Here is a 23,179-nt window from a genome sequence, read left to right as displayed (position 1 = left end):
CGCAAAATAAACTATAAAGACCTAATCCTCCTTACATTTTTGGTTAACGCGCTAAGAATACTATATTAGTAAAGTTAAATACTTCTTAAGTTAAACCAGAATACTATGCAATTGCTTCAAGTAAAAACCTTACTACTATTAGGTTTTGGTATATCCTTCTCAACATTGTCATATTCTCAAGGCAACGCCCCACAGGGAATGGCCGCTCAGCAAAATCTACAGACCCTGACTGATGGAAAAACCTTTTCCAGTGTAAGAGTTTTTGACAACAGGTATGAAGGTGTAAAAGGAAGCCCGTATTATACAACCGCTTGGGTACCTGGGAAAATAGAAATTAAAACAGGCAATACGGGGAAGACACAGGTATTTAATGACCTGCAGTTGAAGTATGATGTGTATTCTAATTATTTACTGGCGGTTATCCCACAAAGCAAAGACACCCTGCAATTGAGCACAACACCTGTGATATCTTTCACCTTGGGTATTCCTTCTGGCAGCGGAGATTTAGTTTTTAAAAGATTCAAGGAGGCGCAGGCACTTGATCCGGCATTAGGAGAAAGCTTCTTTGGTGTCCTTTATAACGGTGAAAATAACAAGCCAACGTTGGTGAAGCGGGTTGCCAAGAAAAAGATTGAAGCAAATTTCAAAGGGGCCTACAGTGCAGGCCAAACGTACGATGAGATTGTAGATGAAACCCAGTATTACGTAGTTTCTGACGGGAAAATGCAGCGGGTGAAACTTAATAAGAAATCAATACAGGAAGCTTTCCCTTCCCAGGCAGATAAAATCAAGAACTTCATCTCCAGCAACAAACTAGCTATGTCATCAGAGGCAGACCTTATTAAGGTTGTAGCGTATATTCAATCCATTTAACGGGACTGCACTCATAAAAATAACAAGGGCGGCTTTGTAAAGCCGCCCTTGTTATTTTTAGCCAATTTTCAGAAAAAGACCTTAAAAGCGCCTAGATATTACTCCGCCCTTTCTGCTGTCTACTTCAACAGTTAAATTGGGTTTGTTGGCCATAACTCTCCAGCGCACTTTGATCTGGCTCATCCCGGGGATGTTAGGTACCTCTAAACGGGCGGGATTTCCCTTTTGCTCTTTCCACTTGTTTTGGGCAGCGTTTTCCAGAAACACGCCAGAAACAACGGTTGTATCTTTCAAGGAGATGAAATCGGGCCTTTCTATGCTTTGCTGCTGATCATGGGCCGAATGGGTAGGGAGAGCGCGGGTGTTCGCAATGGTGGCGGTCACCTCGGTTAAGCCATTGGGAAGTTTCTTTGTAGTGAGGTCCTGCACCACCAGTTGCGGCAGTTGGTAAGCCTGGTAAAGCGTCAAAGCCATGTTCCGGTGCGCATCCTCGGCTAGCAGAAAGCTTGGGTGCACCAACAGGTGGTTCTTGTTATAGCCTCCTATCTCTATTGCGCCAAAGGTGGGGTGTTCAAAAGGTACCCATTCTACGTACGCTTCCTGGAACAAAAGCATCTTGTCAATCTCCTCCTGCTGAATCTCCTGATCTGCTCCTGATGCTAATTTTCTTTCCACCTGCAGGTAGGGCGCCAACAGTTCGTTAGAAAACGTGAAGATTCCGCGGGAACCCTGAAACCAATTCAATTTACCGCTATAGGTAGAGAGCAACCCATTGTACACTTCCATGTAGGTGAAATCTGGAATGACGCCATCTGCCTGCTTCACCAATAGCTCATAAACCTGTTGGTCTATCCCCGAACGGCTGGTTTGCGACTCACCTACTCCGGGCCCGATCATGTCAATGCCGTTGTTGTAATGGTAACTTTGCGCCCCGGCAATGTTGGGATGCAGCATCACAAACTCTTTTACGGCCCGGCTCTCAGGCAAGGAAAACGGGTACTTGTAAGCACCTGATTGCACGTATTCCGGTTGCCAGTTCCAGCCCCAGTCGCGGTTAGGATCATACTGGCCGGGCGGATCTTCGTTTACGCTACCGTCGCCATCGGTATCAAAGCCTTCATAGCCCAGCACTTCATATTCCCCGTTCTGGCCGGGATAAGCTGGAATCAGCCGCAGGGGATTTTTAGGGTCCACTATGTATTTCCCCTTAGAGGATTTCCGCCGCATGAGGGTAATGAAACCGTCTTTGTTGATGTCCTCAGGCTGGTCTTCGTCTACCAAGCCATCTCCATCGTCATCCAGGGGAATAAAGCCATTCCGCTGGGAATAGACTGTTTTGCCCGGGTGCATCAGGTGGTTACGAGCGTCTGGGTTGATGGTGGGCAGGATGTAAAAGGTCTTTTGTTGGAGTAACTCTTTGATGAATTGGTCATTGCTGAAGTTCTCTGCCAGATACCAGGCAGTGTATAAGGCAAATTCTGCGCCCTGCACCTGGTTAGCATGGATATATCCATCCAGGTACATGGCCGGTTTACGGTCTGAATCTCCGGTCTTAAAATCGGTGATGGTTAGAGCCCAGATCCTGCGGCCCTCATAGGAATCGCCAATGGTTTCCAGCTTTACCAGATCTGGGTGGGCTTTGGCTAATTGCGCGCAGATTTCGGTGATGCCTTCGTAGTCATAGTACTTATTCCAGCTCACCTGAACCTTAGGGTTCTGTGGCAACCCGGCGGGCTTGAAAACCGAGGCAGGAGTTTGGGCCCAGGTCTGTTCGCTACGGGGAAACAGCAAGCCGGAAGCCAGTAAAGCCGCTACTACAATTCTTTTCTTCATGATCTGCGTTAGCGTAAATACACTTCTTTGGATTGTTTCCCGGCGGTTGGACTGCTGGCTTCCACCTGTATGTAACCGTTGCCCTCCACTACCCAGGAGACCTGAAACTTCTCGCCTCCGGCCAGCGCCTTGCTTAAGTGGATTTTATTCCCTGATATTATTTTCTGGCTGTCACTTAGTTTAAGGATTACTTTCACTTTCTGGACCCACTTGGTTTTGTCTCCCATTTCTGAGTGGGTAGGCAAAGCACCCTGGTTGAACACCTCTGCGGTAATACGGGTATGCCCTCCCTCTACCTTTTCGGTTTGAACGTTCCCGATCCTCAGATTAGGCATCTTTTTGGCAAAAGCCGAGAAAAACCGGAAGTGCTTGTCAGCGATGGGCTCCAGTAGGTGAATGGGAGGAGTATGTTTTACATACGGGGCAAACCCGCCTACTTCTACCTGTTGGCCCGGAAAATCGGGGTGCTGAACAGGTTTCCAGGGAACAAAGGTTCCAATAAAATCATTGGCCTGGGCCCAGCGCAGGAAGTTCAAATCTTCCGGAACGGTAGAGTCAGCGGCGTCTTCGATTGACTCTGTGCTCTCCTTTTCAGGGGGAAGTTTAGGAACCCACCAACCCGGTGTGCTGAAGCTGAATCTGCCGTAATGGTAGTACGCCCATTGGAGCACATCTCCGGCGGAGGGTGCCACCCGCGGGGCATCTTTCAGCTGGGTAGTAGTATTGTACAGGGTAGAGATGGTACTGTTCACCGCGGCATCATTTTCCGTCAATCCATTGATGATACGCGCCGAGGCCATTTCCTGGTTGTACTTCAAAGGCTCCGTTAAGGTATTGGCTGGCCCGAAAACAAAAACGGCATAGACGTTTTTGGCATCGAACATGAAATCAGCGAAAGCTTTGGTTTCCCGCTCAGACATGGGGTGCTCGCCGGCACCGGGCTGGAAGTTAGGGTAATCAAAAGAGAAGTTTCGGTTGAACACCACCCCACCCTCGGGGTCTTCGTTCCATTTGCCGTCTTTGTCGTTGTCAATGCCTTCGGTGTAGAGGAGATACTCGCCTTTTTCTCCTTTGGTCACGTCGGCGGGTACCATGATCCGGGGATCTTCTTTGGACGGACGGTAAATGCCAGATTTGTTTTTCACCCGCATCATGGTGATGAGCCCGTCCTTGTTAAGGTCCTCAAATGGATCTTCGAACATGCGGCCATCGCGGTCGTCGTCAATGGGTTGGGCGTTGGCAACCCGTTCCCAGCGTAGCTTTTCGTGGTACTGCTCGGTGGCGTCAAGCGAGAGGTTTGGAAAGATGTAGAACGTTTTTGATTGCAGCAGCTCGCGCACCGAATCCTGCAGCACGGCAGCTTGCAGCATCTGTTCTGCCATTTGCATGACCAACTCTGTGGTGGCTAACTGGGTGCCCTCCACTCCGGCCGCAATCACAATGGCGGGTTTATTGGCCGCATTTTCCCGCCCCAAGGTCAAAAGCCAGACTTCTTTTCCAGTAGCGGTTTTCCCAACGGTGTTCAGGGAGCTAAGGGTGCTGTATCTCCTGGTGAGTTGCTGAAGCCGGGAGGTTAATTGCTCGTAGCTCTGGTAGTCGCGCTGAGCCACGGCCATGGTACTTATTCCTGAAAAGGCCAGCACCAGAAAGGCGGCCTTCAATTTACTTTTCATGCAGAAGCGGATGGGTTGTAAGCGGCGGCAATCTGAGAGGAAGCAGGTTCCTGCAACCGGAATGCGGCGGGCGGAAGTTCCTCCCCGTGCCATTCCAGCAGAAATCGCTCCACAAAGTTCTGCATGTACGCGTGTCGTTCCTGGGCCATTTGCTGGCCGGTGCGGGTGTTCAAGCGGTCTTTCAAGAGAAAGAGCTTCTCATAGAAGTGGTTGAGCGTGGGGCTCTGGTTTTTCTTGTATTCTTCAAAAGAAGCGTGTAACTGCGGCTCCTGCCCTGGATGGTACATTTCGCGGCCTTTGTGGCCTCCGTAGGCAAAAGCCCTGCCTATCCCGATGGCGCCAATGGCATCTAACCGATCAGCATCCTGCACCACCTGGGCCTCCAAAGACGTGGGGGTAGTGTCCACTCCGGCGCCTTTGAACGTCACTTCCTTCACTATTTGGCAAACTCTTTCAATCAGTTCTTCCGGCGCATCCAAGGATAAAAGCCACTGCCGGGCTGCTTTCGGGCCGGCCTCTTCGTCACCGGCATGGAATTTCCAGTCGGCGATATCATGCAGCAGGGCTCCTAGCTGCACAATGGTTAAATCGGCTTTCTCTTGCCGGCCTATCATCAGGGCATTCTGCCACACCCGTTTGATGTGCCACCAATCATGGCCAGACCCCTCGCCGGCAAATAATTTCTCTACATGTTTGGCAGTTGCTGCCACCAATTCTTCCGCCTTCATCGCCGAAAACTACTCAAAAAATAGGAAAGCCCCGCATAAAGAAAGCTTTATCATAAGTAACCACTTGATCAGCAATCTCTTTCTAAAACCATCCTCAGGTTCAGGTTTGGAGAAAAAACCGCCTATATGAAAATGAATTAAAGATTCATCCGCACCATGATTGCTTCCGTTTTTAGCCTGTTTCAAACAAAAGGGGTTGAAAACAGTTTTGATTTCATAGGCAATTGCCTTCCGTACGGTATCTTCTCTCCTAACTTAAGTGCTGCTCTCTAAGCTGCGCCTAAGTTCTTTCCTGATTCCTGTTTTCACGTTAATGCACAATTCAGCTCCTTCTTCAGAATTTTAGAAGGCTTATGAAAAAATTGTTTGATTTTGATATATTCAATTATTAGTATACCCGTATAGAGGCGCAGACAGATAACTTAAAATCAATTGAAAACAAAACTACTAGCCTTTGTATTTTCAGCAATGAGCGGAATTTCCCTTGCCCAGACCACGGCAGAGATTCCGCAGGATTCTGTTGCGCCCGCCTCTAAGAAATGGAATATTTTCCCGGTGGCCTATTACACCCCAGAAACACAGTTTGGTTTTGGGACTAAATTGATTCACGTGCGGAAATCGGAAGGATTCCTGCCCACCGACAGGCCTACGGTTTATTCGCCCACGTTGGTATACACCACCAGAAAACAGATCCTGACGGCCTTTACCGCCGATGTCTGGAGAAAGCACAACAAAGAGCATTTCCAGGGACAGGTGGAGTACAATGACTACCCTTACTTCTTTTTCGGGTTAGGGAATGAGGCCCCAGACCACCAGGAAGAGGCCTACACCAGCCGTACGGTAAACTTTGCGGCCCAGTATGAGCGCGCCTTTTACGGGAAAGTGTACCTGGGAGCCCGCTATGAGTTCAAATACGAGACCATCCCCGAGGTAGAACCAGGCGGGCAGCTAGCCGAGAAAACCATTCTGGGTAGCGAAGGAACCCGGTCCTCGGGGTTTGGTCCGTCCTTAATGGTAGACAGCCGCGATAATGTGTTTACCCCAACAAGAGGGTATTTCAACCAGGTATCGGCTATGTTCTTCGGGAAGTATTTGGGCGGCGAAACCAATTTCAACCGGTATAAGGTGGACTTGCGGAAGTACCAGAAAATCGGTCCCGGGGTTTTTGCCGTGCAGGGGCTCTTCACCTTTGTGACCGGCGATGCTCCGTTCCAGTTTCTGTCTCCCTTGGGCGGCGTAAACGTGATGCGCGGCTTGCTGGAAGGAAGGTTCCGGGACGAGGATGCCGCCGTAATCCAGGCCGATTACCGTTTCCCGCTGTTCTGGCGGATTGGCGGTGCGGTCTTTGGCGGGGCAGGCCAGGTTTCCCGCAGAATCCCCGATTTCGCCTTCAACCGCTTTCACCTGACAGGCGGCGGCGGTTTGCGCTATAAACTGAATAATGAAGGCATGGTGGTGCGCGGCGACGTAGCTTTCTCTGACCAGGGCATGTACCTGTACTTTGCGTTCTCAGAAGCGTTTTAAGCCTGGTTATCCAAAAGGAAGCTGGAAACAGTACCTGTGTTTGTAGAGGGCTATTATGCAATCAGGCTCTGATTGGACGTAACAAGAGAAGCCTACCTAAGAAACCATCAGAATACGCGGTGCAACTCAAGTAGCATATTCTGGTATAAAAGAATTCAACTACGTTAACCCGATATGATCAAAGCCTATAAGTTATATACTGATGAAGACGGGAACTCGCAGTTTCAGGCGGGCTCCATTTTAGAGAACGTGTTTACGCAGGTGAAAACCCTGCACTTCAAGGAAACCGCTCCCTCATCGGTTTATGACTGGCACACCGCCCCCAATACCCAATACGTTCTCACCTTAACCGGAACCCTGGAGTTCACCACCAGTTTGGGTGAGACCTTTACTTTAAACCCCGGTGAGGTCTTGATTGCCACCGATACCACCGGGGCCGGCCATAAATGGCGACTCCTTGGCGATCAGCCCTGGAAACGGGCGTATGCCGTCTTTGCCCAGGATACCGAAATCAATTTCGTAGCCGATCTATAGAATACTTTGATTCTCGCCTGTTTTGGAGAAAACAGGCGAGAATCTGAAAGCTACTCCTTTCTAGTCAAAAGACGAACGGCGGCTTCGTCTACCAACCAGATGGGCTCTCCGCTCTGGGGCTGGATCAGTTGCGAGGGATACTGGCTTGGGTTGCGCTCTCCCTCCAGCACTTCATAAAGTGCCTTCGCCTTTTTATCCCCGAAAGTGAGAAACACTATTTTCTTCGCCTGGTTAAGGCAAGGGGCTGTTAACGTGATGCGGTACATGTCCTGGGGCTCCAGAAAATAGGCGGCTACCCATTTGTTTTTTTCCTGCAACACAGCGGTGCCTGGAAAAAGAGAAGCCGTATGCCCGTCATCGCCCATGCCTAACAGGATTAAGTCAAACTGAGGAGTGGGTCCCAAAACTTTGAGGAGTTGCTGCTCATATTGCAGGGCGAATTCCTCAGGAGTGCCTTCCCAAAACATTGGGAAAACTTGTTCCTCAGGAACCGGCACTTGCTCCAGTAAGGCCTGCTTTGCCATACGGGCATTGCTGCGTTCATCGGTGAGGGGAACCCAGCGTTCATCGCCCCAGAAAATAAAGGTTTTCTCCCAGGGCACTTGCTCGCGGTAGGGAGATTGGGCCAGCAACTTATACAACTCATCCGGCGATGTGCCGCCCGTGAGCGCCACCGTAAACTTGCCGTTTTGTTCAACCGCCTCCCTGGCCGTTTGAACGAAGATGTCGGCGGCGGCTTGGCTGAGTTCGGATTTGTCTTTGAATACCCTGATCATACTTTCTCCTTTTCTTTGCCCTTGGGTTTGCCGTCATAGAACGTAGACACGGCCCAGGTATGGCCCTCCCGGGCAATAAGTGCTTCGGCGTTTTCAGGTCCCCACATACCGGCGGAGTAATTGGGGAACTCCAGCGGAGTGCGCGACTCCCAGGTTTCCAGAATTGGCGTGATCACCTCCCAGGCGGCTTCTACCTGGTCTGAGCGCATGAACAGGGTGGCATCGCCTTGCAGGGCATCCAATAACAAGGTTTCGTAGGCCTCCGGGGTTTGGGTAGAGCAGGTGTCATAATCAAACACCATCTCGGCAGGGGTAAGCTCCATCTCCAGACCGGTCCGTTTGGCGGTGAACCGTAACCGGATGTCCATCTGCGGTTGAATGTTGATGGTAAGCCGGTTAGGCAGCAGGTTTTCTGACATGGTTGCCGAGAACGTGGAGTGCGGTACCGGCCGGAACTGGATGGTAATGGAAGAGGTTTTTTCCTGCATCCGTTTGCCGGTGCGCAGGTAAAACGGTACTCCCTGCCAGCGCCAGTTATCTAGGTAAAACTTAATGGCGGCGTACGTTTCTGTGTTGGATTGCGGATCAACGCCTTCTTCCTCGCGGTAGCCGGGTACTTTTTTCCCCTGCAGCCAACCGGGGCCATACTGGCCGCGCACCGCACTTTTGTTCACCTGATCTGGCGTGAACCTTCTTACGGCCCGCAACACGTCTGCTTTGCGGTTCCTGATCTCCTCTGCCTCAAACGAGACGGGCGGTTCCATGGCCACCATACAAAGAAGTTGTAACAGGTGGTTCTGGATCATGTCGCGCAGTGCGCCGGCCCCTTCGTAATAGCCCCCCCGGTCCTCCACTCCTACCTGCTCGGCCACGCTGATCTGCACAAAATCAATGTAGTTGCGGTTCCAGAGGGGTTCAAACAGGGCATTGGCAAACCTAAAGGCCAGAATGTTCTGCACCGTCTCCTTGCCCAGGTAATGGTCTATGCGGTAAATCTGGCTTTCCTGGAAGTTCTTGGTAAGCAGGTGGTTTAGATACCGGGCGCTTTCCAGGTCCTTTCCAAAGGGCTTTTCTACGATGATGCGGTCTCGTTGTACATCGGCGGCAATACCGGTTTCGTGCAGGTGGGTGGTCACTGCCTGAATGAACTGCGGCGCAATGGATAGGTAAAACAACCGGTTGGCGCGGGTTCCCCAGGCCTGGTCAAAAGAATCCAGTTTCTCGGATAGTTTCTGGTAAGCCCCGGCATCGTTGATCTCAGATTGCAGATAAGAGATATTCCCCTGGAACGTTTCCCAGATTTCCTCCTCGGGCGGGCCCGTGCGGGAAAACTCCGTTAAGCCTTCGTACAGCTTCGCCTGGTATTTCTCATCGGTGAACGAGGAGCGGCCCATCCCAATAATGGCGAATTCTTCCGGAAGCCACCCTGCTATATAAAGATGGTAAAAGGCGGGCAATAGTTTGCGTTTGGTTAAATCGCCGGTTCCTCCAAAAATCACCACAACGGTGGGCGCTGCTTTTTTTACTGCTTTCATGGGAATGTGCTGAAAGGATCTTTATCCAGAAAGTAAATCGTGTTGTGTAATCAATTAAATGAGGGAATTCTACCCCAGCCCCAGAGAAACTAGCTCCACTGGGTATGGAAGATTCCCTCCTGGTCTATCCGCTCATAGGTATGGGCGCCAAAGTAATCGCGCTGGGCCTGAATGAGGTTGGTGGGCAGAGTGCCGCTGCGGTAGGCATCAAAATAAGACAAAGCCGCCATGTAACCCGGTACCGGAATTCCTCTGTCAATGGCCAGCTTAACAATGTAGCGGATATCCTCCTGACGCTCCAGCAACGCTCCACCGATGCCTGGGTCCAGCAGCAGGTTCAACAGAATAGGGTCATTGCTGTAGGCCTTCCGGATGTCTTCCAGACAAGCCGCTCTGATAATACAACCCCCGCGCCATATTTTGGCTACTTCCTCTAAATGTAAGCCGTAGTTGTACGTAGCCGAGGCTACCCGTAACTGCGCCAGCCCCTGAGCATAGGTGACCAGCATGGCAAAATAGAAGGCGTTTCTGAGCTGTGTTTCTAAAATGTACCAGTTTTCAGGATCCTGGTCTGTGGTGGGTGGGGTGGCCAGCGTTTTGGAGGCTAAAACCCGTTCCTCTTTGTACGCCGACATGTCACGCATGGTCACGGCCATGTCAATGTTGGGCAGTGGCACCTGCAAATCCATGGCGTTCTGGGACGTCCATTTGCCGGTTCCTTTCTGCCGGGCCCGGTCAGAGATGAGGTTCACCAAGCGTTGGCCGGTTGTTTCATCGGTCTTTTTAAGTATCTGGCCGGTAATCTCCACCAGGAAAGACTGTACCTCGCTGTTGTTCCATTCCTCAAAGATGCGCTGTAGTTCATCATCGGAGCGCCCCAGGCCGCGTTTCAGCAGGTCGTAGGTCTCGGCCAAGAGCTGCATGATGCCGTACTCAATGCCGTTGTGCACCATCTTCACGTAATTGCCGGCTGAGCCATTCCCCAGGTAAGCCACGCAGGGCTCACCGTTTACCTTGGCCGCTACCGCCTCAAATACCGGACGCAGCCTTTCATAGGCTTCACGGTCGCCGCCGGGCATCATGCTAGGGCCAAACCGGGCGCCTTTTTCGCCGCCAGAAATACCCATTCCAAAGAAATGCAGGCCTTTCTCGGCCAGAGCGGTAAATCTGCGGTCTGTATCCGGGAAGTAGGAATTTCCTCCGTCTATGACTATGTCACCGGGCTCCAGGTAGGGCACCAGATTATCAATGGCGGCATCTACCGGTTTACCGGCGGGTACCAACAGCATCAGGGCCCGCGGGGATTTCAGGGCGGCGGCAAACTCCTGAATGGAAGTTGTTCCCTTCACAGATTTACCGGCTTCTGCTTCCTCTTCCAGAGCAGCCGCTTTCTTGGGATCCAGGTCTAGCCCCATAACGGAGAACCCGTGATCTGCCATGTTCAATAGTAAATTCCTGCCCATCACTCCCAGCCCCACTATACCAAAATCGTACTTTGTATCTGTCATAGATGGTTTACATTAAATGAAAACGGTTGAAGATTAGATGGCCTAAACTTAAGGCAAAGTTTTAAGAACCCCGCTTGTTCCCGCTTTAAATTCGTTCAAAATTCCTGTTTTTACGCAATGACCCCGTTTTTAGCAACTTTTTGAAGAATCCATTCAGAACTGATTCTAAGGTTTAGGTCAGTCCGGTAAAGGATTTGGATGTCCTCTATTCTCTTCTTTCAGCATCTCCCTTGTTTCTAGCCTCTTTTCCGAAAATCAGCCATAAAATCACTCTACCAAAAAGCAAAACAAGGCAACTCCTGGAGAAGATACCTGGCGTGTGCTGGCTCCAATTACGGCTCTTCTACCAAGCCTTAAAGTACGCGAAACTGGCTTATTTTCTGTTGTAACTGGCAGTAAATGAAGCAGGTAAAAACCAGCTTAATGCGCAAGAACTGTCTTTTACAGTAAAACTACTGAATCTAACGAGGGGTATACTCGTAAGACAAAAGCAAGTTCAAACTTCAATAAAGAAATAAACTAAAATCAGAGGTATGAAATATTCATTAAAACCACTCAACGAGCAGGTAATGGTAATTACCGGGGCCTCCAGCGGAATTGGACTGGCCACCGCCCGCGCAGCCGCCAAGAAAGGCGCTACCGTTATTCTCGTAGCCCGTAACCGCGAAGCTTTGCTGGACATTGAACAGCAAATCAGAGCCGAGGGAGGAAAAGCCTTCCATTGCGTGGCCGATGTGGGCCGTAAAGAAGAAGTACAGTGGATAGTGGACGTGGCCCTGACCGAATGCAGCGGCTTTGATACCTGGGTAAACGATGCCGGGGTTTCCATCTACGGCCGTCTGGAAGAAGTAACCGATGAAGACAACCGACGCCTCTTTGATACTAACTTCTGGGGAGTGGTATATGGCTCATTGGCGGCTGCACAGCACCTGAGAACCAAAGGCGGTGCCATCATTAACGTGGGTAGCGAAGTCTCAGACGTAGCGGTGCCGTTGCAGGGCATGTACTCCGCCAGCAAACATGCTGTGAAGGGCTTTACCGATGCCTTACGGATTGAGTTGATGGAAGACGAAGCTCCGGTTTCGGTGACGCTGATCAAACCTGCGGGAATTGACACTCCTTATCCTTTGCACGCCAAAAACTACACAGACAAAGCGCTTACCCTACCGCAACCTGTTTACACGCCCGAGGAAGTAGCCAACGCCATTCTGGAAGCAGCCGTGCATCCATACCGCGACATTATGATAGGCGGCGGCGCTAAAGTGATGAGTGCACTCAACAAACGGCTTCCTGGCCTGATGGACTGGATCAGCTCCCGGATCATGTCTAAGCAACAAGTAGAAGACGAGGCTCCGCTAAACACTGCAGGCTCTTTGCACCAACCTTCCCAGGACGGCGAGGTACGCGGTAACCACAAAGGCTATGTGATGAAAACCAGCCTGTACACCCGCGCCAAAACGAACCCCGTGGCTACCAGTGCCCTGGCGGTAGCCGCCGGCGCAGCCGTGATTGCGTTAATCAACAGCAACGCCAAAAGAAATGGCAGAAGACAAAGAACAGAGCCTTCTGAGGAGGTAGTTACCAGCAGAATTGTGGTAGTACAGCAAGATCCTTTGCTGTAGATTTAACTAACCTGAATGTAAAAGGGTGCTCAGGAGAAAGCTGAATCTCCTGAGCACCTTTTTTTATGTTACCTCAGTTCGGGGATAGTTTCCTCAGGAACTAATGGCATTATTGAAGAGGAAAAGGAAGGTTTTAAATTCGGTCAGATCACTATAGTCTTCCAGGCCCGGGGCGGTTTTAGCTTTGCCTTTCAGTTGCTTGAATTCCTGGTATATATTCCTGAGTAACAAAAGCTGAGCCTGGTCCTGAGCAGCAGACAAAAAGAACTGAAGGCTCGGAACAGTACTGAGGACTATGTTTTTCTTTCCAAATACTTCCGAGGCAAGTATAAAGCACTCTACAAGAAAGGAATTGTCCTGAACGTCTATTTTGATGTGGGGCTTCATGGGTACACCAGATTGCGAAGAGCAGGTGGCAAAATGCCCCGCCACAGAAACCTGAGCCGACTCCACCACCTTGGTTGTGACCTCGTTGAACCTAGCCTCTTCTTCCTCTAACTCCTCTGTCAGGTTCAACAAGGCACTATGAATAGATCTTAATTTCTGCATGTAGGGCTTTTTAGAATTTCTTTGAAACAGAACAACTACCATCAATAGCCCAGGCAGACAGATTTTAGAACCTAGCAGGAGGGAAAAAGATCAGTAAAGAGGGTGTACTTACAACAGTTAAGAATCAGGGATTTTCCAAAAAAATAGCTGGTTAGAAGTTCCTTTGCTCTTTATCATGATATAAAGGGAACCGCTAGGGCCGGAAGCAATTCAACGCCTGTGGTAGAACGATGTGCTAACCCAGGAATTTACTTTTTTCTTTCCTCTGCTTTATTTCTCTTTGAGGCAATCCTGTTATTTCCCTTTCTTATGCAAAACACCTTTGTTTGTTAAAGCTAAACAAAGTTTCTATAAATCAAGTACTTGTTATTGGATATATGTTCCAGAAGGTACCTTTCATCAAGTAAGCCCCTGTTTTTCTGAAAAGACCGGAACAATGGATTCTGGTTAAGCAAGGTTTGTGGTTGCTAGAAAAATAGAACACATAAAACCTTATCGCCATGTATGTGCACAAAGAGGAAATGATGCGAAAACACCTCAGGCAACGAGGGATCACTGACCGGGCAGTTCTCAATGCTATGTGGGAGGTGGATCGGTCATTGTTCGTGCCAGACGACCTGAAGGATCAAACCTACAATGACTCTGCCTTACCCATCGGGATGAACCAAACCATTAGTCAACCCTTTATTGTGGCTTACATGGCGCAGGCTTTGCGCTTGAGCCCGGAGGAAGTGGTACTGGAGGTTGGCACGGGGTGTGGGTACAATGCCGCAGTTCTATCCCGCATTGTCTCACATGTATACAGCGTGGAAGTGATAGAGTGGTTGGTCCGGGTGGCAGCCGTAAACCTAAACAAAGCCGGCATCCAAAATGTGAGTACCCGCCTGGGCGATGGGTACCTGGGTTGGCCCGAAGCCGCCCCCTTTGACGCCATTGTTCTCACGGCAGCGCCCCCCGTCATACCTGAACCATTGATGTATCAACTTAAGATTGGCGGCAGGTTATTGGCGCCGGTGGGCACCAACCTCCAAAGGCTGTTCATGCTGGTGCGAGTGAAAGAGAACTACTTTGACCAGCGGGAACTGATACCCGTCAAATTTGTGCCCATGACCGGCGAAGCCCAACGAAGGCACTAAGCTCTTTTCTCTGCAAAGAAATCAATCAGTGCTACCTGTCAATTTACTTCCCCCCTCCTAACCACTGCTTTCCTATTTGTGATAGGACCAAATAAGATTGATTACCAGTTGCTTGTTTACTAACCCCACAAAAACATCCACTCAACCGTTATGGCAAAAGAAAAAAGAGAAGGCATTCCTAATTCAGAGGCTTCCAGAGTAATTCCCAGGGGCAAACTATTGATTATTGGAGGCAAAGAAGATAAGGGCGCAAAAGCTTCTGAGGGCACAATCCACAACATCAATTTTGTTGATGAGCAGATCATGAAACGGTTTGTGCAGGAACTCAAAGGCGAAAACCCTTTGATCGTCATCATTCCAACCGCCTCGCAGATCCCCGAAGAATCAGCGGGAGACTACGTGGAGGTGTTCAGGGGGTTAGGAATCACCAATATTGAGGTAGCAGACGTGCGCACCCGGCAGGAAGCCAACAAACCAGAGTACATTGAGTTAATCAATAAAGCCGATGGTATTATGTTCACGGGCGGTGACCAGCTTCGGCTAACCGCTATTTTTGGCGGAACCCAGATGCTCATGGCCATGAAAGAAGCCTATGCTTTCAGGGACATCCTCATTGCCGGTACCAGCGCCGGAGCCACTGCCATGTCTACTCCAATGATTTACGAAGGCGAATCGCAGGGCGGCTATATCAAAGGCGACGTGAGGATGACCACGGGCCTGGAGTTTCTGAAGAACGTGGGCATTGACACCCACTTCTTGAAAAGAGGCCGCATTGTGCGGTTAACGCAAGCCATCTGCACCAACCCAGAATGCATCGGGATTGGCCTGGAGGAAGACACGGCAATTTTGGTCACGAATGGCGGCAATGTGGAAGTAGTGGGCAACGGTTTGGTCACCATTGTAGACGGCATGGAAATGACCGAGACCAATATCTATAACATCGGCAACGGGGAACCCTTCACCGCCAAAGGCCTGAAGGTACACATGCTGGGAGACAAAGAAGAATATTTCGTGCCTTCTTACAAACGCTTCCAGTTGCAATAAGCAATAACCTGTTTTGGGGCAGTTGCAGGCAAAACGGCCCCAAAACAGGTTTTTAGTTTATGAATTCACATTCCAAACGGGAACGTCTCGGGGGTTTTATGACCTGTGGTTTTCATATGGAGCGGGTGCAGGGCTTTGGTTTTGTCCAGGTACAGGAAAGCGTCATAGCGGGCAGAAAGCCGGGTGGGAACGTAGTTGCCTCGCTCCCGGTCCGGGCGGTACACTACCCCTATAGCCCGGTGCCCCATCCAGCCGCGGAAGAATTCTTTTATGGCTGGTTCCTGGTCAAAGATCAGTAGCTTGTTTTCGGGCGAGGCCGAGTGCAGAACTTCCTCAACGCTTTTCTCAATGGCGGGCGGGACCCGCATTTCCTCCATGGGCGCATCCCACATCCTGCCGGCGATGACAGAACCTTCATAGGACCCAAACCCCACCAGCACCACCTCTTCTGGTTTGTGTTGCTCGCGCACTAACTGTCCCACGTTTATGTCGCCGCTCTCGGCCATATCGGTGGCCCGGGCATCGCCAATGTGGGTGTTGTGCTCCCACACAATCACTTTGGCATCTGGCCCGTGGTAGTTCATGATGGTGTTCAGGGCCTCTACCATGTGGCGGTCGCGCACGTTCCAGGAATTCTCCCCAAACGCCGACATGGCCCGGTAGTATTTCTCGCCGTTGGCGGCTACCAGGGCGTTGATTTCGGCATTTAAGCCTGCCTCGGGGGCGTGGTCGTACTGGGCGGCATTCTGCCTTACTTCCAATAGCAACTGAAGCACCGCCTCGCGGCAGCTGGATTTCATCATACTCAGGGCGGTGGCGTAAGACTCTTCCTCGCCGTAGGGCTCAAAGCAGTCAATGGCCCGTTTGGCGTAGGCGGCGGCTTCGGGGTCTTCTTTCTCCAGGTAGTCTACAATGATTTTCATAGAGTCCCACATGCTGTAGACATCCAGTCCGTAGAAACCAATCCTTTTGTCTTTGGAGAGGCCCTGGTTGTGTTTGCGCATCCACTCGGCCAGGGCAGCAATCTCCCAGTTGGCCCACATCCAGGTGGGCCACCGGTCAAACTGGGTAAGCACATCGGTGATTTGTTCAGCGGTATCGGGGTAGCCTTTTACCCAGCGGTTAATCTCAAAGCAGTCTGGCCAGTCGCCCTCCACGGCAATAAAGGAAAAGCCTTTTTCCTGGATGAGCCTGCGGGAAATCTCGGCGCGCCAGGTGTAATACTCATGCGTACCGTGCGATGCCTCTCCCAGCAACACATACCTGGCATCGCCAATGCGCTCCATCAGCGGGTCCAGATCCTGAGCGTTCTGGAGGGGAAGACAATATTTTGCAAGACCGGTTTTAGCTTTTGAGATGGTTTCTGCCATAGGTAAGGGTATTAAATGAACTATGATTATTGAGATATAGGCCCGCGTCTCTCCTGCTCCGTGCACAAGGTCAATTAGGATGTAATTCTGGGAATAGGAAGAGTAATTCAGCTTTCTGGTATACCAAAGAGAATCAAACCAGAAAACTGAAATGCCTAATTTTTTAAAACGATCAGTATTTCAGGTGGTTCTATTTTTTAAAGCCCTTTCTTACAAAATAGGTATAAGTACTGAAACAGAGTGCAACGCATAAGGAATGCCTAACTTCGAGTGAATACAATTAGCAGAGACTTACCTGTTTAAAGCCATATTTTCAGAAAACAGCCCTGAAAAAAGTGATCCTGCAGAAGCTCATTCCGCATCCAAATCTTTCTTAGTTAAGTTTTAGTAAAAGCACGTATAAAACAGAAGTTGAAACCAGACAGAATGCTTCACTCTGCGTTATACTCCATGGAAAGCTTCTGATAAATAGAAATGCATTCAACTTTCTGCGTATGAACAGTTTCTCTCTCAACCGAGTCAATTCTATTCTTCTTTTTGGGATACTGTCTGTGGTGGCCCTGTATTACGGGAAAGTCTTTCTGATTCCCCTCGCCTTTGCCATAGTGTTTGCCATGCTGATGACCCCGGTGAGCCGATGGTTTGAAAACAGAGGAATAAGCCGGATTCCTGCTACCCTTTTATGTATCTTCATCATTCTGCTGTTCGTGGGCCTGATCTTTCTGGTGATTTCCCTGCAGGCGGCTAGCTTCTCAAAGGATTTACCCCAAATCCAGAGCAAACTACAGGAAACGGTGACTGTGGCGCAGCAGTGGATACAGCAACGGTTTGGCGTGGCTCCGCAGGAGCAGATTTCGTTTGTGCAGGAGCAGATCTCCAAGTTATCGCAGTCGGCTAACAAGTTCCTGACCGGTTTGGTGGGAGGCGCGGTGGGCATCATCACCTCGTTTGCGCTTATCATTCTGTACCTGTTCTTCCTGATGTGGAAGCGGGAAAAATATGAAGCATTTTTCCTGAAGATTTTCTCGGGTGACGAGAAACCAGTGACCGTAGAAACCTTACAGGAGATCACCAAAGTTTCGGCTCAGTACCTGGTGGGGCGGCTTATTTCTATGCTCTTTCTGGCCATCTGTTACGGCATTGGGTTCTCCATCATCGGGATGAAGAATGCGATTCTCATCAGTTTGGTGGCGGTGCTGCCAACCATTATTCCGTATGTGGGGTCCATCATTGGAGGGGCCTTCCCTATCCTGATGGCATTTGTCAGCGGTTCTACCGGCATGGTGGTTCCGGTGGTGATTGTCCTGGTGGTGGCCCAGGTCATCGATAACAACCTCATTGAACCGCTGGTCATGGGCTCCAAGTTGAACATCAGCCCCATCATGACCATTTTTGCCATTGTCTTAGGAGAACTGATCTGGGGAATACCGGGCATGATTCTGTTTGAGCCGCTTTTCGCCATCATCCGGATCATCTGCGACCACATCCCTAAACTGCATCCGTACGGGTATTTGCTGGAAGACGACGTTGCCGAGCCCAACTGGTTTGGGAAAATCAGGCACGTCTTCTCCAAAGAGTAATATTTCGGAAAACAGGGCCGAAAACAGGTTTTCCTTGCCGAATTAACTGTTCAGTGCTATTCTTTGAATCTGCTTAGGCTAACCCAATCTGGGCATCCAGGTACACGTCCTGCACCAGATGGAGCAACTCAACCCCTTCTTTCATGGGGCGCTGAAAGGCTCTCCGACCCAAAATTAGACCCGTGCCGCCCGCTCTTTTGTTGATCACCGCCGTACGCACCGATTGCTGCAGATCATTGGCTCCCTGCGACTCGCCTCCTGAGTTGATGAGGCCGGCCCTGCCCATATAGCAGTTCATCACCTGGTATCGGCAAAGGTCAATTGGGTGGTCAGAAGATAGCTTGTTGTACATATCAGGGTGCCACTTGGAGAAGTTGATGGTCTTGAACCCGCCGTTGTTTTCGGGCAGTTTCTGTTTGATGATGTCTGCCTGAATGGTAACCCCCAGGTGGTTGGCCTGCCCCGTAATATCGGCGGAGACATGGTAGTCGGTTTCCTTTGTTTTGAAGGCCGAGTTTCGGGTATAGCACCACAGGATGGTAGCCATGCCCAGTTGGTGCGCTCTTTCAAACGCCTCTGCCACTTCAATGATTTGCCGGTTAGATTCCTCAGACCCGAAATATATGGTGGCACCCACCGCCACCGCTCCCAGATTCCAGGCTTCCTCCACGGAGCCGAACATGATCTGGTCATACTTAGTGGGATAGGTAAGCAGTTCATTGTGGTTTATCTTAACAATGAACGGGATCTTATGGGCGTATTTACGGGCCACCATGCCCAGGTTCCCGAACGTAGTAGCCACGGCATTGCAGCCACCTTCAAGCGCCAATTGGATAATGTTCTCGGGATCAAAGTAAATGGGATTAGGCGCGAAAGAGAACCCTGCGGTATGCTCAATACCCTGATCTATGGGTAAAATGGAGAGATAACCGGTACCCGCCAACCGACCATGGTTAAAGAGCGTGGCCAAACTCCTAAGTACCGGAATAGAGCGGTTGGTCTGCAGGAAAACCCGGTCTATAAAGTCAGGACCCGGAACATGGAGCTGCTCTTTTGAGATGGTGGATGACGAGTAGTTCAACAAGTCATCGGCGGTATCGCCAAGTACATCTAAGATTCTTTGTCCTGCCATAGCCAAGAAGAAAAAGTGTAAAGCTTTCTTTCTTACGGATAATAGATAAATCAGGAGGCTAAGCTTGGCGTTTATCTTTCCTGCGTTTGCAATTGTAATCAATTAGATACTAGTAAGCAGGAGAAGAGTAAAGCCCAAATTGCGGCAGATTGCAAGTTATTAATCGTTAAATATTTATCCCCCACACCTTTATTGGTTTGATGATTAACTACTCTAAAACGACCGCGTAATAAGAATTAGCATTCAAGCACTGGAAGAAGACACCTAACCAAAAGCCTTTACCTATGAGAAAGAATAGAATGAATAGAGCAGTTCTGCTATGCGGAATTTCGCTGTTTTTCTGGTTTTGTAACCAAAACGGGGCAAAAACAGAAACCGGTAACACCGCAAAAACAGAAGAACATTCTGGCAGCGGGATGGCTGCTGAGGGTAACAACAGCAACAAGATGATGGAGCTGATGCACGAGAACATGACCACCATCCAGGAAGCTGATATCAACGGAGACCCCGACCACGATTTCGCCTTACTCATGGCCAAGCACCACGAAGGCGCCATTAAAATGGCAGAGGAAGAAGCTGCAAACGGTACCGATAGCACGCTGGTGAACCTGGCAAAGCAAACCATCACCAAACAAAAAGAGGAACAACAGGTCCTGCAGGCATTTGCTGACAACCAGAGAGAGGCTCCCAAGGACACCGCAAATACCCAGGTTCTGTTACAACCCATGAAAAACATGATGGCCAAGATGGGTCAGAACACCAACGCGAGCACAGACCATCACTTCGCCTCCTTAATGAGCATGCACCACCAAAGCGGTATTGAGATGGCCAGAGCCTATATACCGGTGGCAAAGGTCCCTGAAATAAGATCCAGGGCCCAGAAAATCATCAATGACCAACAGCAAGAGAAAGCAATGCTGGATAAATGGCTGCAAAATAATAAGCAATAACTACCAATGCAGTTCTTTAATTAGATGAAAAAGGATACTCTTAGTGCAAAGAGCATCCTTTTTTTATCTGCTTACCTGACTGCTCCATTATTTAATAATAGCTTATAGCGATGATTCTGGGGTGATTTCTCTAAAACAAGCAGGAACTATAAGAATCAAACTGCAAGCTGTTAGCCGCGTTTAGTGGATATCTGGAGAAAAGAGGCTGAAAACAAAAAAGCACTTACCAGAAAACCAGTAAGTGCTTTTTTAAGGGAGCCCCCTGCCGGAATCGAACCAGCGACCTACTGATTACAAGTCAGTTGCTCTACCAGCTGAGCTAAGGAGGCTTTTGCTTTCAGAAGAAAGCAGTTGTTAAGTTAAATGGAGCAGTACTATTTACTGTTCTGAAGAGCCCCCTGCCGGAATCGAACCAGCGACCTACTGATTACAAGTCAGTTGCTCTACCAGCTGAGCTAAGGAGGCTTTTGCTTTCAGAACCGTGGTGGTTTCTGAAAGCGATACAAAAGTAGAGGTCTAAATTTATTTTGCAAACTCAATAAGCAACTTATTTGCTGCCCTCTGAACAACCTCTTGAAAGTCAATCAGAAAATTTTAGGAGCGCAAGGCTTTTAACTGCCGTTTTAAGTGCTGAATGCGTTTTTGCGCCTCGTCAATTTTAGACTGGTATTCTTCCCGCAGTTTCTCAGCGTTCTTAGAGCGGGCAAAGAACTCAATATTGGTTCTTAAAGTAGAGATATCGTTCTCCAACGAAGTGATATCCCTTCTCAGATGCTGCTCTTTCTGGTAAATCTTCTGATCCCCGTCTGGGCTGGACTTTATATGCTCCAGTTGCAGTCTGAACAAGGTTTGCTCCCGCTCATCTGAACTTAAGGTAGGCACCTTGTCCAGGTACTTAGCCAACAACTGCTGGAATCTATCCTCTAGCTTAGGATTGCGTTTTCCTTCAGGTGATAGGGTATCCCATTCCTGGTGAATCTGGTTGAATTCCTCCACCGTGCCCACAAAGGTAGGATCAGCAATTTTAGTGGCCAGCTGCTCACAGTACGCCTGCTTTTTGGCGGCCAACTGGTTTTGCTGCGCCTCTTTGTTGTGCGCCTCCTGGTGCAACCTGTCAAAGAAGGCGTTACAGGCCATTCTGAACCGGTTCCAGATCTTGTCTGAGTATTTATCTGGCACGCGGCCAATGGTCTTCCACTTCTTCTGCAGTTGAATGAGCTTTTCCTTGGTGCTATCCCATTCCTCGCTGTTCTGCAGGCTCTCGGCTTCTTCGCAAAGGGATACCTTCTGGCGGTAGTTCTGCATTTTCTCCTCGTCCAGAGCCTTGAAGAAGGTGTTTTTGTGGTGGAAGAAAGCCTTGTAGCTGCTCCAGAAGGCTTTGTTTACCTCCTCGGCGTTTTCCTTGGGTACCAGGCCAGCCGCATCCCACTGCTCTTTCAACTGCTGAATCTGGTCGGTTTTATCACGCCAGTCGTTAATGCGGTCAGAGTTGAAATGCTGGAACTGCTCTATCTGGGCCAGCAAAGCCCGTTTCTTCTCCAGGTTAGCCAGCTCTTCTGACCTACGGGACTCAAAGAAGGCCTTTTTCTTGTCATGCACCCGCTCTGAAGCCTGGATGAACCGGTTCCAGATCTGGTCTCTGGCATCATTAGGAACCGGACCGATGTGCTTCCATTCATCATGCAAATGCCGCAATTCCTGCAAGGCCTTGTTGATGTTTTCTTCCTGCACTAACGCCTCTGCACGCTCACAAAGGGCAACCTTGGCATCCAAGTTCCGTTTCCGGTCCAGTTCTTTCAGTTCATAGAAAATGCTGCGGTTGTTGTAGTACATGTCCAGCAAGGCATGGTAGGAGTTCCATAGCTGCTGGGCTTCGGAGGTAGGAACAGGCCCAATCGCCTTCCACTCGGCCTGAAGTTCTTTGATAGTATTGCCGCTGGCCTGGTTTTCAGAAGACTCAATGAACACCCGGATGCGCTCCAGCAATTCCCGCTTTCTCTGCAGGTTCTGCTGTTTCTGTTCTTCTTCCTGGCGTTGCTCTCTGAACCTTGCCTCTCTGAAACGCTGCATGGCTTGCTCCACCTCACGGTGCGCTTGGGGAGCGTTGTATTCAAAATCATCCGGTGAACCGCCCTCAGAAATGAACCGGTTCAGGGCTTCCTGCTTTTCTACCTGGAAATGCTGGTCATACACCCGGTACAGATTGCTTAAGGTTCTGCCCACTTTGCGCACGTTTCCTTCCTTAGACAGAGATAAGATTCTGGTTCTTATTTCCTCCACTGATAAATGGGAGAAATCTTCTTCCTGGTGTAACTCCTCTTCCTCGGCGTGCGGCTCGTCTGGCATGGCAGGTTGGCTGGTCGGCTCAGCAATACCTTCGGGTGAAGGAACGTCTGAAGCCTCCACCAGGGGCTGACCCACGGGAGCAGAACCTGCGTCTGTTACCTGAGCGGAAGGGGTTTCATCAACTGGAGCGGAAGTGGTGCCCGGGGTTGCCTCTGGGGTGATGGCAGGGCTGGGGTTTTCTGTGGCCAGCACAGATGATTGGGTTCTATCTGGCTCCACTTGCGGAGCAGCCACTTCTGTTGCATCTTGTGCAACCGGGCTTTCAGTGACGTTGGCTTGTTCCTCCACGGCAGGAGTTTCTTCCAGGGGGGCCGCTGCACTGCCCTCCGCCTGTGAACGAGCATTGATTTCGGCTAAACGCTCTTCCAATATTCTGCGCTGATCCTGCGCCTGATCTTGGTTTGATTGTTCATCCGTATTACCGATGTGCTGATTTTCCAGATTTTGGTTCATTATTCACGTGGGG

The 23,179-nt window shown here is 49.9% G+C and carries 18 protein-coding genes and 2 tRNA genes; 8 read left to right on the top strand and 12 right to left on the bottom strand.

Translation table 11 applies throughout. The features are described 5' to 3' along the window. Window positions 1-105 precede the first annotated feature (105 nt). Window positions 106-873, top strand: a complete 768-nt coding sequence (locus JT719_RS01520; protein ID WP_207430393.1) for a hypothetical protein — start codon at window positions 106-108, stop codon at window positions 871-873. Window positions 874-954: 81 nt separating this feature from the next. Here the strand turns inward: JT719_RS01520 and JT719_RS01515 are convergent, their stop codons facing one another. The 3 genes from JT719_RS01515 to JT719_RS01505 are packed head-to-tail and all read right to left on the bottom strand — an operon-like array spanning window position 955 to window position 5,107. Then, the gene (locus JT719_RS01515) at window positions 955-2,706 is read right to left on the bottom strand and encodes a M14 family metallopeptidase (RefSeq protein WP_207430391.1); all 1,752 of its coding nucleotides are present in this window, start codon (window positions 2,704-2,706) and stop codon (window positions 955-957) included. An 8-nt stretch (window positions 2,707-2,714) separates the two neighbouring features. Then, complete coding sequence (locus JT719_RS01510) at window positions 2,715-4,379, bottom strand: M14 family metallopeptidase (protein WP_207430389.1); 1,665 nt, start codon at window positions 4,377-4,379, stop codon at window positions 2,715-2,717. After that, window positions 4,376-5,107, bottom strand: coding sequence for an HD domain-containing protein (locus JT719_RS01505; protein WP_207430387.1), 732 nt, complete (start codon window positions 5,105-5,107; stop codon window positions 4,376-4,378). Before JT719_RS01505 ends, JT719_RS01510 begins: the two co-directional genes overlap by 4 nt. Window positions 5,108-5,575: 468 nt before the next feature. Here JT719_RS01505 and JT719_RS01500 point away from each other — a divergent pair, with 468 nt between their 5' ends. Both JT719_RS01500 and JT719_RS01495 read left to right on the top strand, forming a co-directional pair. After that, window positions 5,576-6,631, top strand: a complete 1,056-nt coding sequence (locus JT719_RS01500) for a BamA/TamA family outer membrane protein (RefSeq protein ID WP_207430385.1) — start codon at window positions 5,576-5,578, stop codon at window positions 6,629-6,631. A 174-nt stretch (window positions 6,632-6,805) separates the two neighbouring features. After that, window positions 6,806-7,165, top strand: coding sequence for a cupin domain-containing protein (locus tag JT719_RS01495; protein WP_207430383.1), 360 nt, complete (start codon window positions 6,806-6,808; stop codon window positions 7,163-7,165). 50 nt (window positions 7,166-7,215) lie between these two features. Here the strand turns inward: JT719_RS01495 and pgl are convergent, their stop codons facing one another. From pgl to gndA, 3 genes are all read right to left on the bottom strand, one after another. Beyond that, window positions 7,216-7,941: a 6-phosphogluconolactonase gene (gene pgl / locus JT719_RS01490; protein ID WP_207430382.1), complete on the bottom strand. Its 726-nt coding sequence runs from the start codon at window positions 7,939-7,941 to the stop codon at window positions 7,216-7,218. Then, a complete protein-coding gene (gene zwf / locus JT719_RS01485) occupies window positions 7,938-9,476 on the bottom strand; it encodes a glucose-6-phosphate dehydrogenase (RefSeq protein WP_207430381.1) in 1,539 nt (512 codons plus the stop codon). Before zwf ends, pgl begins: the two co-directional genes overlap by 4 nt. 89 nt (window positions 9,477-9,565) lie before the next feature. Beyond that, window positions 9,566-10,984 carry an NADP-dependent phosphogluconate dehydrogenase gene (gene gndA / locus JT719_RS01480; RefSeq protein WP_207430380.1) on the bottom strand — a complete coding sequence of 473 codons (1,419 nt, stop codon included), beginning with the start codon at window positions 10,982-10,984 and terminating at the stop codon, window positions 9,566-9,568. Window positions 10,985-11,517: 533 nt separating this feature from the next. Between gndA and JT719_RS01475 the strand changes: the two genes are divergently transcribed. Further along, entirely contained in the window at window positions 11,518-12,606 is a 1,089-nt protein-coding gene (locus JT719_RS01475) for an SDR family oxidoreductase (protein ID WP_207430379.1), read from the top strand. Between the two features lie 93 nt (window positions 12,607-12,699). Here the strand turns inward: JT719_RS01475 and JT719_RS01470 are convergent, their stop codons facing one another. Further along, on the bottom strand, window positions 12,700-13,155 hold the full coding sequence (locus JT719_RS01470; RefSeq protein ID WP_207430378.1) for a hypothetical protein: 456 nt from the start codon (window positions 13,153-13,155) through the stop codon (window positions 12,700-12,702). 500 nt (window positions 13,156-13,655) lie between these two features. Here JT719_RS01470 and JT719_RS01465 point away from each other — a divergent pair, with 500 nt between their 5' ends. Next, window positions 13,656-14,291, top strand: a complete 636-nt coding sequence (locus JT719_RS01465; RefSeq protein WP_207430375.1) for a protein-L-isoaspartate(D-aspartate) O-methyltransferase — start codon at window positions 13,656-13,658, stop codon at window positions 14,289-14,291. Between the two features lie 150 nt (window positions 14,292-14,441). Next, on the top strand, window positions 14,442-15,335 hold the full coding sequence (locus tag JT719_RS01460) for a cyanophycinase (protein WP_207430374.1): 894 nt from the start codon (window positions 14,442-14,444) through the stop codon (window positions 15,333-15,335). Window positions 15,336-15,400: 65 nt separating this feature from the next. On the opposite strand, the gene JT719_RS01455 is transcribed toward JT719_RS01460, so the two are convergent. Continuing rightward, a complete protein-coding gene (locus JT719_RS01455; RefSeq protein WP_207430372.1) occupies window positions 15,401-16,705 on the bottom strand; it encodes an erythromycin esterase family protein in 1,305 nt (434 codons plus the stop codon). Window positions 16,706-17,199: 494 nt separating this feature from the next. Between JT719_RS01455 and JT719_RS01450 the strand changes: the two genes are divergently transcribed. After that, the gene (locus JT719_RS01450) at window positions 17,200-18,285 is read left to right on the top strand and encodes an AI-2E family transporter (protein WP_207430370.1); all 1,086 of its coding nucleotides are present in this window, start codon (window positions 17,200-17,202) and stop codon (window positions 18,283-18,285) included. Window positions 18,286-18,358: 73 nt separating this feature from the next. On the opposite strand, the gene JT719_RS01445 is transcribed toward JT719_RS01450, so the two are convergent. Beyond that, the gene (locus tag JT719_RS01445) at window positions 18,359-19,417 is read right to left on the bottom strand and encodes a class I fructose-bisphosphate aldolase (RefSeq protein WP_207430368.1); all 1,059 of its coding nucleotides are present in this window, start codon (window positions 19,415-19,417) and stop codon (window positions 18,359-18,361) included. A gap of 284 nt (window positions 19,418-19,701) precedes the next feature. Between JT719_RS01445 and JT719_RS01440 the strand changes: the two genes are divergently transcribed. After that, window positions 19,702-20,367 (top strand): DUF305 domain-containing protein, encoded by a 666-nt coding sequence (locus tag JT719_RS01440; protein ID WP_341350728.1) that lies wholly within the window; start codon window positions 19,702-19,704, stop codon window positions 20,365-20,367. 256 nt (window positions 20,368-20,623) lie between these two features. On the opposite strand, the gene JT719_RS01435 is transcribed toward JT719_RS01440, so the two are convergent. From JT719_RS01435 to JT719_RS01425, 3 genes are all read right to left on the bottom strand, one after another. Further along, window positions 20,624-20,696 (bottom strand) — tRNA-Thr (locus tag JT719_RS01435). Window positions 20,697-20,759: 63 nt separating this feature from the next. Then, window positions 20,760-20,832 (bottom strand) — tRNA-Thr (locus JT719_RS01430). A 129-nt stretch (window positions 20,833-20,961) separates the two neighbouring features. Further along, window positions 20,962-23,166 carry a DUF349 domain-containing protein gene (locus JT719_RS01425; RefSeq protein WP_207430364.1) on the bottom strand — a complete coding sequence of 735 codons (2,205 nt, stop codon included), beginning with the start codon at window positions 23,164-23,166 and terminating at the stop codon, window positions 20,962-20,964. Between the last annotated feature and the right edge of the window lie 13 nt (window positions 23,167-23,179).

It is taken from the genome of Sabulibacter ruber (assembly GCF_017355955.1).
GTDB classification, from domain to species: Bacteria; Bacteroidota; Bacteroidia; order Cytophagales; family Hymenobacteraceae; genus Nibribacter; species Nibribacter ruber_A.
The sequence above is the reverse complement of the archived record's forward strand: the minus strand, read 5'-3'. Positions and strand labels throughout refer to the sequence as shown.

What these genes read in the sequence shown, in the direction of transcription:
- JT719_RS01520 (WP_207430393.1), top strand. Translation starts at nt 106, where the DNA reads ATGCAATTGCTTCAAGTAAAAACCTTACTACTATTAGGTTTTGGTATA.
- JT719_RS01515 (WP_207430391.1), bottom strand. Translation starts at nt 2,706, where the DNA reads ATGAAGAAAAGAATTGTAGTAGCGGCTTTACTGGCTTCCGGCTTGCTG.
- JT719_RS01510 (WP_207430389.1), bottom strand. Translation starts at nt 4,379, where the DNA reads ATGAAAAGTAAATTGAAGGCCGCCTTTCTGGTGCTGGCCTTTTCAGGA.
- JT719_RS01505 (WP_207430387.1), bottom strand. Translation starts at nt 5,107, where the DNA reads ATGAAGGCGGAAGAATTGGTGGCAGCAACTGCCAAACATGTAGAGAAA.
- JT719_RS01500 (WP_207430385.1), top strand. Translation starts at nt 5,576, where the DNA reads ATGAGCGGAATTTCCCTTGCCCAGACCACGGCAGAGATTCCGCAGGAT.
- JT719_RS01495 (WP_207430383.1), top strand. Translation starts at nt 6,806, where the DNA reads ATGATCAAAGCCTATAAGTTATATACTGATGAAGACGGGAACTCGCAG.
- pgl (WP_207430382.1), bottom strand. Translation starts at nt 7,941, where the DNA reads ATGATCAGGGTATTCAAAGACAAATCCGAACTCAGCCAAGCCGCCGCC.
- zwf (WP_207430381.1), bottom strand. Translation starts at nt 9,476, where the DNA reads ATGAAAGCAGTAAAAAAAGCAGCGCCCACCGTTGTGGTGATTTTTGGA.
- gndA (WP_207430380.1), bottom strand. Translation starts at nt 10,984, where the DNA reads ATGACAGATACAAAGTACGATTTTGGTATAGTGGGGCTGGGAGTGATG.
- JT719_RS01475 (WP_207430379.1), top strand. Translation starts at nt 11,518, where the DNA reads ATGAAATATTCATTAAAACCACTCAACGAGCAGGTAATGGTAATTACC.
- JT719_RS01470 (WP_207430378.1), bottom strand. Translation starts at nt 13,155, where the DNA reads ATGCAGAAATTAAGATCTATTCATAGTGCCTTGTTGAACCTGACAGAG.
- JT719_RS01465 (WP_207430375.1), top strand. Translation starts at nt 13,656, where the DNA reads ATGTATGTGCACAAAGAGGAAATGATGCGAAAACACCTCAGGCAACGA.
- JT719_RS01460 (WP_207430374.1), top strand. Translation starts at nt 14,442, where the DNA reads ATGGCAAAAGAAAAAAGAGAAGGCATTCCTAATTCAGAGGCTTCCAGA.
- JT719_RS01455 (WP_207430372.1), bottom strand. Translation starts at nt 16,705, where the DNA reads ATGGCAGAAACCATCTCAAAAGCTAAAACCGGTCTTGCAAAATATTGT.
- JT719_RS01450 (WP_207430370.1), top strand. Translation starts at nt 17,200, where the DNA reads ATGAACAGTTTCTCTCTCAACCGAGTCAATTCTATTCTTCTTTTTGGG.
- JT719_RS01445 (WP_207430368.1), bottom strand. Translation starts at nt 19,417, where the DNA reads ATGGCAGGACAAAGAATCTTAGATGTACTTGGCGATACCGCCGATGAC.
- JT719_RS01440 (WP_341350728.1), top strand. Translation starts at nt 19,702, where the DNA reads ATGAGAAAGAATAGAATGAATAGAGCAGTTCTGCTATGCGGAATTTCG.
- JT719_RS01425 (WP_207430364.1), bottom strand. Translation starts at nt 23,166, where the DNA reads ATGAACCAAAATCTGGAAAATCAGCACATCGGTAATACGGATGAACAA.